This is a genomic window from Acidovorax sp. LjRoot204 (assembly GCF_056175785.1).
In genome coordinates this window covers 1-9,055 of the sequence record NZ_JBGFFF010000166.1, presented here as the reverse complement: position 1 = coordinate 9,055, position 9,055 = coordinate 1, and the positions used below count along the sequence as shown (strand labels likewise).

The 9,055-nt window shown below is 66.0% G+C and carries 7 protein-coding genes; 4 read left to right on the top strand and 3 right to left on the bottom strand.

Features of this window, described 5'->3' with window-relative positions; genetic code table 11:
- From AC04MI_RS20980 to AC04MI_RS20970, 3 genes are all read left to right on the top strand, one after another.
- Nucleotides 1-3,274: glycoside hydrolase family 94 protein (locus AC04MI_RS20980; protein WP_476498599.1), on the top strand; the 3,274-nt coding region annotated here is incomplete at its 5' end.
- Between the two features lie 226 nt (nt 3,275-3,500).
- Nucleotides 3,501-4,175, top strand: coding sequence for a Crp/Fnr family transcriptional regulator (locus AC04MI_RS20975; protein WP_099732129.1), 675 nt, complete (start codon nt 3,501-3,503; stop codon nt 4,173-4,175).
- A 212-nt stretch (nt 4,176-4,387) separates the two neighbouring features.
- Nucleotides 4,388-5,092: a Crp/Fnr family transcriptional regulator gene (locus AC04MI_RS20970; protein ID WP_099730435.1), complete on the top strand. Its 705-nt coding sequence runs from the start codon at nt 4,388-4,390 to the stop codon at nt 5,090-5,092.
- An 80-nt stretch (nt 5,093-5,172) separates the two neighbouring features.
- Here the strand turns inward: AC04MI_RS20970 and AC04MI_RS20965 are convergent, their stop codons facing one another.
- Complete coding sequence (locus AC04MI_RS20965; RefSeq protein ID WP_099730434.1) at nt 5,173-5,847, bottom strand: BON domain-containing protein; 675 nt, start codon at nt 5,845-5,847, stop codon at nt 5,173-5,175.
- A 152-nt stretch (nt 5,848-5,999) separates the two neighbouring features.
- Entirely contained in the window at nt 6,000-6,911 is a 912-nt protein-coding gene (locus tag AC04MI_RS20960) for a sensor domain-containing diguanylate cyclase (RefSeq protein ID WP_233193766.1), read from the bottom strand.
- Between the two features lie 317 nt (nt 6,912-7,228).
- Between AC04MI_RS20960 and AC04MI_RS20955 the strand changes: the two genes are divergently transcribed.
- On the top strand, nt 7,229-8,254 hold the full coding sequence (locus AC04MI_RS20955; RefSeq protein WP_146871978.1) for a diguanylate cyclase: 1,026 nt from the start codon (nt 7,229-7,231) through the stop codon (nt 8,252-8,254).
- Between the two features lie 18 nt (nt 8,255-8,272).
- Here AC04MI_RS20955 and AC04MI_RS20950 read toward each other — a convergent pair.
- Nucleotides 8,273-9,055: DUF72 domain-containing protein (locus AC04MI_RS20950; protein ID WP_476498598.1), on the bottom strand; the 783-nt coding region annotated here is incomplete at its 5' end.

Sequence of the window (9,055 nt, the reverse complement as noted above, 5' to 3'; positions counted from 1 at the left end):
GGTGCCCGCCACGCTGGACACGGGCTTGGACCCCGTAGCCGCCATGGGCGTGATGCTGCGCATTGCGCCCGGCGCGCAGGCCTGTGTCACGTTTGCCACGGCGGCATCGCCAGACCCAGCCACGCTGCTGGCCATCATCGACAAGTACCGCCAGCCCAGCTATCTGGAGCGGGCATCGGCCATGTCGGCCACGCTCGCCAGCATCCAGTGGGCATCGCACCGCCCGCACCGCGACTACCTACCCGCGCTGCAGGCACTGACCACGGCGCTGGTGTTCACGCTGCCCAAGGTCCACAGCACCCACCTGGGTGTGCTGACCGAGGCCCAGGCCGCCCGTCCCGTGTGTGACCGGCGCACGCTGTGGCAACTGGGCCTGTCGGGTGACCGGCCTATTGTGCTGGTGATGGCCGGATCGCCCCAGGGCATGGGCCTGCTGCGCACGCTGGCCCAGGCGCTGCGCGAATGGGCGCATGGCGGCGTGGCCTGCGACCTGGTGGTGCTCAGCAGTGAGTCTCACTCGTACCATATGCCCTTGCAGCGCGAGCTGACGCTGCTGCGCGAACACCACGATGCCGACCTCGCCACACACACCGGCCCGGCGGTGACCAGCCTGCGGGTGCTGCGGCTCGATGAGCTGTCGGCTGAACAGCTGGGCACCTTGGCGAGCCYGGCCCGCATCACCCTCCATGCTGATGGCCATGCCCTCATGCACCAGGTAAAGGCCTGGGTGGYCGCCCATGGGGTGTCCATGACCAGCCCTTGGCGCGGCGGTGCCACGGACGAAGTACCCACGCACCAGGGCAGCGCCCAGGTGCCCGCGCCGGTGGGCGGTTTTGCACCGGTGACAGGTACCTTTGGGTTTGAAGTGTCGGCAACGCTGCGGCCTGCTAAACCCTGGGTCAATGTGCTGGCCAATGCGCAGCTGGGAGCCATGGTGTCGGAAACTGGCGCGGGCAACACCTGGGCGCTCAACAGCCGCCTGAACCAGCTCACCGCCTGGTCGAATGACCCGGTGGCTGACCCGCCCGCCGAATGGCTGTTGTTGCAGGACCGCCGCACGCGCGAGGTGTGGAGCCTGACGCCCTCGGCCTGGGGCGCTGCCGATGTGGTGTACGGCGTGGAGCACGCCCAGGGAACCACCACCATCCGCCACCGCAGAGGCGCACTGGAGGTGGTGGTGCGCTGGTGTGTGGACCCCATCACGGCCATCAAACAGGTGTTTGTGCAGGTGCGCAACCTGGGCAACCGGCGCGAGCACTTGCGCCTGGTGGGCATGGTGGAGTGGATGATGGGTGAAAAGCGCAGCGACCGCGCCACGCTGGCCACCGCACCGTGTTTTGCACCACTGCCCGATGGCCGCTTGCTGGGCCTGTTGTGCACGCAGACCGAGGCGGCTGCGGGCTTGGGCGGGGGCACGGCCTTTTTCTGCGAGGCCTCGGCTGGGCCGGGCACGGACGACCGTGCCAATGACAGCCTGGACTGGACCTGCGACCGCCGCGAGTTCTTCGATGCGCAGGGCGATTTGGTGGTGCCCCTGCAACTGGGACAGCGCAGCGGTTTTGGGCTGGACCCCTGTGCAGCGTTGTCGCGTTTGGTGACCTTGCGGGCCAGGGCGATGTTTGAGCGCGTGTACCTGATGGGCTACGCCCCCACCGAGGCTGCGGCACGCACGCTGGGCGCCCAGGCCATGGCCGTTGCGGCCCGCACGCGAGAGAAGGCCACCCTCGACCAGTGGAATCTCCTGCTGGGCGCGACGCAGGTGGCCACGCCCGATCCACTGTTTGATGTGCTGGTCAACCGCTGGCTGCTGTACCAGACGGTGTCTTCGCGCCTGTATGCCAAGGCGGGCTTTTACCAGGCGGGTGGTGCCACCGGCTACCGCGACCAGTTGCAGGATGCCATGGCGCTGGCCTGGGCACAGCCGGGCACCTTGCGCGCACAGATCGTGCTGTGCGCATCGCGCCAGTTTGAAGCGGGCGATGTGCAGCATTGGTGGCACACGCCGGGCGGGGCCGGGGTGCGCACCCATTTCTCGGATGACCTGTTGTGGCTGCCCTTTGCCTGCGCGCATTACCTGGAGCGCACCGCAGACCACGGTTTGCTGCAGGAGCAGGTGGCGTTCCTTGAAGGTTCTGCGATCCCCGACGGGGCGGAAGACATCTACGAATCCCCCAGCGCCTGCGCCACCACGGCCAGTGTGTACGAGCATGCCGCCCGCACCATAGACCGCAGCCTGCGCACCGGCGCACATGGCCTGCCGCTGATGGGCGGCGGCGACTGGAACGACGGCATGAACCGCGTGGGCGACGGTGGGCGCGGCGAATCGGTGTGGCTGGCGTGGTTCCTGTGCGCCATCGTCACCGACTGGATTCCGATCGCCCGCGATCTGGGCGATCTGAATCGGGTGCAGCGCTGGGACGCTGCCCTGACCGGCTGGCGCGTGGCACTGGAAAACCAGGCGTGGGACGGTGACTGGTACCAGCGCGCCTTTTTTGACGATGGCACGGCCCTGGGCAGCCACACGCGGGACGAAGGTCGCATTGACCTCATCGCGCAGGCTTGGGCAGTGCTCTCGGGCGCAGCAAAGCCTGCACGGCAGCGCCATGCGATGGACGCGGTCGAGGCGCATCTGGTCAACCCCGCAGCAGGCTTGATCCAGCTGCTGGCGCCCCCGCTGCGCCATGCTTCACCTAGCGCGGGCTACATCCAGGCYTACCCGCCCGGCGTGCGCGAGAACGGCGGGCAGTATGCCCATGGCGGCGTATGGGCGCTAATGGCCGCTGCAGAACTGGCCCTGCAGGAGCCTGAGCACCCCGGTGCGTTCGATATGCCTTACCGCTACTTCACCTACCTGAGTCCGGCGCACCGGGCCCAGCACCCGGTGTGGGGACCGGTGTATGCCGTGGAGCCCTACGTGATGGCGGCTGACATCTACAGCCAACCACCCTTTGTGGGGTGCGGCGGCTGGACCTGGTACACCGGCGCGGCGGGCTGGCTGCACCGGGCGGCGGTGGAGTCCATCGTGGGGCTGCAGATGCGGGCGCAAGAGCTGTTCTTCACGCCTTGTCTGCCGTCACACTGGCCGGGTTCAGAGCTGACGCTGGTGCGTTCAGGACGCACGCTGCGGTTTGTGCTGGTGCGCGTTGCCGCAGGAGCCTCAGCGGTCTTGCCGTCGAACGTCCCACCGGATGCCCGATGGTTGCAGGTGGGCGAGCGGCTACGCTGGGGTGACGGGCCCGATGGCCAGTGTTTTGTGATTCCGTTGCCTGGGTAGGGCATGCGCAGAGTGCCTCTCTTGTGGACTCGCACCACACCTTGACATCAGCCATTTGGTAATTGTGTGTATGTACGATACCGTACAGACATTGTTCGGCGCGCTGCCACAAACTTGCGGCATGCCCAGGCGGTAGGCAGGGCCGCAGGGGCCCAGCACCGCGATACACCAAGGTGCCACCATCAAACGCTCCAATATCCCCCTTCAAAACCAGTTGCTGGCAGCCTTGCCTGAGCCCGATCTGCAGCGCTGGCTGCCATTGCTGGAACCTGTAGAGCTGGCGTTGGGACAGGTGCTGTACGAGTCGGGCGTGGCCATGCCGCATGTGTACTTCCCCACCAGCGCCATCGTGTCGCTGCTCTATGTGCTGGAGGACGGCGCGTCTGCGGAGATTGCAGTGGTGGGCTTTGAGGGGCTGGTAGGCATATCGATCTTCATGGGCGGGGGGACCACGCCCAGCCGGGCAGTGGTGCAAAGTGCGGGGACGGGTTTTCGGTTGCGTGCGGATGTGATCAAGGCCGAGTTTGAACATGCAGGCCCGGTCATGCACCTATTGCTGCGCTATACCCAGGCTCTCATCACCCAGATGGCACAAACCGCCGTGTGCAACCGCCACCACTCGTTGGACCAGCAACTGTGCCGCTGGCTGCTGCTGAGTCTGGACCGTTTGCCCAGCACCCAGTTGATCATGACGCAAGAGTTGATCGCCAACATGCTGGGCGTGCGGCGCGAAGGGGTGACCGAGGCCGCACTCAAGCTGCAGCGGTCGGGCCTCATCAGCTATGCGCGCGGGCACATCAATGTGCTGGACCGCCCGGGGCTGGAGCGCCGCACCTGCGAGTGTTATGAGGTGGTCAAAAAGGAATACGACCGACTGCTGCCATTGGTCGTGGCGAGCTAGGGGCGCCGACCTGGTAGACAGTGTGAAGTGGTCCCCCTCTGATCCTGCGGGATGAAGACGTCGAACAGCGCCTGCACCCTGTGTGCGCTGGCAGACAGTCGCACCGCGCAAAGCCACCCACACTGGGCTCCACCTTGCGCAAGGCAAGGCATTGCGCAGGGGTCCTGGCGCTGCACTCCCGTGCAGTGCGGACAGCAGCCCAAGGCCCCGCAATGCAAAGCAAAGACAACACCCTTCTTCAACAACTGCCGACTGCGGCGCGCGAGCGTTTGCTGCAGCATTGCGAGCCCTTTGAGCTGGTACTGTCAGCCGAACTGAGCACCCGCGGCCGACCATTGGCGCATGCCCATTTCCCGACCGAAGGTTTTTTGTCGCTGGTCATTGATGTGGACAGCCACCCTCCGCTGGAGGTGGGCATGGTGGGGGCAGAGACCATGCTGGGCTCGGAACTGATCCTGGGCCTGGCGGCCACGCCGTGGCGGGCCCTGGTGCAGGGCGCCGGGTCCAGCTGGCGCATTGGCGCCAAACAGTTGCGCACGCAGATCAACGCGATTCCCGAATTGGAGGCCTTGCTCCAGGCCTGTCTGCTGGCGCGCCTGCACCAGCAGACGCTGGCGGCGGCATGCCAGCGCTACCACCAGATTGCGCCGCGCCTGGCGCGCTGGCTGTTGATGATGCAGGACCGATCGCATTCAGAGTGTTTTCACGTCACCCAGGAATTCATGGCCCTGATGCTGGGCGTGCGCCGCGTGGGCGTGACCGAGGCGGCAGGGCATTTTCAGGATGCAGGTCTTATCGCCTACCACCGGGGAGAACTCACGGTGCTCAACCGCAAAGCGTTGGAGGCCGAGGCCTGCAGTTGTTATGCGGCTGACAAGGCGATCTATCAGCGGCTGCTGCGGCCGCGCGTGGGGTGATAGCGGGGGAGCGTTGGGCTCTGTCCTCGGGCGTGCTCAGTGCTCTGTCCAGCCACGCTGTGCCTGTATTGAAGCGTTGGTCAGCGCTTGATCTGTAGCTCGTCCTGGATGCTGCGAATGCCCAGTACGCTGTGGGCCAGGCGCACCCATCGACTCTGGTAGGGCATGCCTGTGGCCGAGGTGTCGGTGGCGGGGGCGGGCTCCGGCGCAGATGGAGCTGAATTGGCGGCGGCATACACCTCGCTAGCGGGGTCAGTGGGCTCATCGGCAACGGGTGGTGGGGCGTGGCGTTGCTGGTACTGCGAGCTGGGTGTTGCATTCCTCAGTTGCCGGGCGCGCAGCGCCTCCAGATCCGGGGTGTGGCCCTGGTGCACTGCCTGCGCGGGCGCTGCGCCCGTCGAGAACATGAAGCTGTCCACTGAACTCACACCAGGCACCGTTTGCGCCACAAACACGGCCAGATCGATCTGTGTGGGGTCTGCGGCCATGCCGCTGAGCAGCACCACGCCCTGGTGTGATTCAACGCTGATGTTGTAGCTGTTGACCACTGGCGAGAGGATGAGCGCGGCACGTACGCGTGAGGTGATCACACCGTCTTCCAGGTAGGCCACTGGCGATGGGCTGGCGGGCGCCCACTGGGTCACCATGTCGCTGCGCTTGCAGCCCTGCAGCGGGAGCACCGTCAGTACCACCAGCACCGCGCAAAGGCTGCTGAGCAGCGGGTGGTGGGTTGGCTGGAATGGCAGGTGGCGCATGGTGAAACAGTCCCTTGAAAAGCCCGGCCGCCCAGGCGGGGAGCCGTTATCTGCACTGTGCGCTGGCGTGTTGCACCTGTCTGTTCGTAACCGTACCCACCGGCCTGTCAGCAGCTGTTGCGAGTCGCAGAGACGGGCCAGAGCACCAAAAATCAGGCTGGCGGCTGTGAGCGATCTGCGTTGTTGGTACTGAGAGTTTTGCTCGTTGTCCCGAAAGCGTAGCCGCATCGCTCGCGCTTGGCGGCATACATGGCTGCGTCGGCACAGGCCAGCAGGGCGTCTGCCTGCGTGCCATGCTGGGGGCAGATGGCCACCCCGATGCTGGGGCGCACGAGCAGTTGCAAGTGGCCAATCTTCATGGGGCAACACACCGCCTGCAGCAGCTTGGCGCACAACTGGTGTAGCGGCGCTTCGTCCGCCACACCTCGGAGCAGGCAGGCAAACTCATCGCCACCCAGGCGCACCACCAGGTCGCCATGGCGCACAGCGGCGTTCAGTCGGGCGGCTGTGATGCGCAATACCTCGTCGCCCACGCCGTGACCGTGGGTGTCGTTCACGGTCTTGAAGTGGTCGAGGTCGATGAACAGCACCGTCGGCCCGGGTTGCAGGGAGCGCCTTTGGCCCAGCAAGTCTTCCAGGCGCTGTAGCAGATGGCGCCGGTTGGGCAGGTTGGTCAACTCGTCGTGTAGCGCCTGGTGTCGCGCCAGGCGCTCACCGTTGCGCACGCGGTCCAAATCGGCCAGCGCCTGGGTCAATGCCGCCTGAGTGTCTTCCATGGCGCGCTCCAGGGCGTGGCGTTCGGCGGCTTCACGCGCCATTACCTGCAGCATCTGCTGCATGGCTGCCACACAGGTGCTCACACTGGGCTCGCCCGGGCGTTGATTGGCATGCGATGGGGGCGCCATCCACAGCCGGCCGCGCTGGGGGCCGGGGCCTTGTGCCCACTTCACTTGCAGCGAACGCAGCCACAGCTTCCAGCGCTGGACTTGTTCTGCTGTGGGCCAAGTGGCCGCCAGGGCCTTGCCCCACTCCCATGGTCTTTGGTTGCTGTCCATACGATTCATCAGGTGTGTCCGCCTCGCGGCACGAAGACGGTGTGAGCCACAACACCGACGCCGCTCCGGTGTGCCTGCCTCACCAGGTCAAGCGGTTGGCGGGCCCGCCAAGGCATCTGAACAGTGATTTGACAGTGGCAGAGTCTGCTTGCTGCAAGGGACGCGTACTGTCTGGCAGCGCACATAAACGTGGTAAGCGGCGCTGGCAAGGCCAGTGTTGCAGGTGTTACATTTGTTCGAAGCGTTAGCTGCCGCGGGCGCAGCGCCTTTGCAAAGCGTTTCAGGCCGTTGCCCAGCACCTTCCGTCCCCGCCAAGGAACCGTCCCATGTCACCAGAACGCCAACGGCTCATCCGAATGCTGTTCGACGAGTACATCGAGATGTATGCCGGGCGCGATGCCCGGCTTGTGGATCGCTTCAGCGAGAACTTCAGCGGCTTTGCGGGCAGCAGCGACAAGCTCATCAAAACCCGCAGCGAATGGGTGGACATCACGCAGACCGACTTTGCGCAGGTGCCCGGGCGCATCGGCATCGAGGTGCTGGACCTGTTCCCGCAGGAACTGGGCGCCGATGTGCTGGCCGTGACCGCGTTTTTCCACATCCACCTGCCCAACCCCGACCCGCTGTTTGCCAGCGAGACCGCCCGTTTGGTGCTCGTCTTCCGGCAGGAGGGCGATGACTGGAAGATTGCGCACAGCAGCATCTCCATCCCGTATGGACTGGCCCGAGACGGCGAGGTGTACCCCGTCAGCCGCCTGCAGCAGCGCAACCAGGAGCTGCAGACATTGGTGGATGAGCGCACCCAGGCGCTGGCCCAGGCCAACAACCAGCTGCAGCTGCTCAGCAACACTGACGGCCTGACCGGTATCGCCAACCGCCGCCATTTTGACCAGACCTTGGCCCATGAATGGGCTCGCGCACAACGGGCCCACGGACCGCTGTCGCTGATCATGCTGGACGTGGATGTGTTCAAGCACTTCAATGACCACTACGGTCATCTGGCGGGCGATGCCTGCCTGAAGTCCCTGGCCTTGACGCTGGCACAGACCGGGGGACGGCGCGATGGCGACCTGGTGGCGCGCTTTGGCGGCGAGGAGTTTGTGGTGCTGCTGCCCGGCGCCGATGCCCAGGTCGCCCTGGAGATGGCCCAGCACATCCAGCAAGCCATCCGGGCACTGGCCCTGCCGCACGAGGGTGCGCCGTGGGGCATCGTGACGGTGAGCTTCGGCGTGGCCACCATGGCGCCGCAGCGCGAGCAGCTGGCCGAAGAGCTGGTACGCCGCGCGGACCGCGCGATGTACCGTGCCAAGCAAGGCGGCCGCAACCGCATCGAGCAGGCGCCGGAGCAATAAAACCGGGTGGGTCGAGTTTTACCTGGCCGCCAGCCGAGCGAATTCTTCCGCCACGCCCCGCACCGTGAGTGGCGCACAGCCTTCGGCATGGTTGCTGATGGTCACGAAGGCGTTCTGTCCACGGCCTGTGATGCCTGCGATCACTGCGGCCAGTGCCGCCCGGGTGTCTAGGTCGGGGTGGTGCAGGCGGTCGTAGGGTTCGTACATCCGCTCGGCCTCTTCATAGCCGTAGGGGCCGTGCACAGGGTTCAGGTTCCAGCGGCACACCAGCGGGCTAGGCCACAGAGCACGCAGCAGGGGCAGTTGGTCGGGGAGCGGCGGCATCTTGGCATGCAGCCCCAGGCAATAGGTGGCGCCCGCTTCACGCAGCACGGCCGCAAAGTCGGGCGTCAGCCACTCGGGGTCGCGCACCTCCACGGCAATCACCCCATCGGGCGCCAGTGGTGCCAGCGGGGGCAGGGCCAGCAGCATGGCACGCAGGCGATCCAGCAAGGCGGGCATGCGATCCAGCTGCGCCAGCGGCAGGGGGCTGAGCTGGAATACCAGCGCGCCCAGCTTGTGGCCCAGGCCCTGGAGCGCCGGCTCCACACATTCGCTGCGGGCCAGCTCGGGGCTCAAGAACGCCGGGTTGGGCTGGCGACCGCGTCCGTCTTCGCTGCGCACCAGTGCATCCGTCACCACGCTGGGCGCCTTGACCACAAACCGGAAGTCGTCGGGCACCTGCGACGCATAGCGCTCGTACTGGCTCACCGTGAGCGGTCGGTAGAAGCTGCGGTCGATGCTCACCGTGCGCATCAGCGG